A 302-nucleotide genomic window follows, 5' to 3' on the forward strand; every position below is an offset into this window, starting at 1 on the left:
GGCGTAACCGAGATCGGCAATCAAAACGCCCAAGGCTGGGCTTGGGGCGTCGCTCTGCCCGTCAGCTACCTACTGTTTTTCAAGCGCGCAACCTCATAAAAAAATACCCCGGACCCGCGCCGAGTATTTCTTGCGGAATGGAATCAGGGCGATCGGCAAGCTGATCGCACCCTGATCTGCAAGAGATTCGCCGTGAACACTCCACATCAATCCCTTCGCCGAAGCTGCCTGGCCGTCTTGGCCTGCAGTGCGCTGGTCGCACAGGGAGCTTTCGCAGCGAGCGCCTCCGAGCAGGCGAACCT

The 302-nt window shown here is 59.6% G+C and carries 1 protein-coding gene; it reads right to left on the bottom strand.

Annotation, left to right across the window (positions count from 1 at the left end; genetic code table 11):
• Positions 1 to 93 precede the first annotated feature (93 nt).
• Positions 94 to 302, bottom strand: a 209-nt coding sequence (locus HMPREF2924_RS36260) for a hypothetical protein (RefSeq protein ID WP_218189337.1), incomplete at its 5' end; no start/stop codon positions are given.

The organism is Pseudomonas sp. HMSC063H08 (assembly GCF_001813645.1).
Lineage (GTDB): Bacteria > Pseudomonadota > Gammaproteobacteria > Pseudomonadales > Pseudomonadaceae > Pseudomonas > Pseudomonas aeruginosa.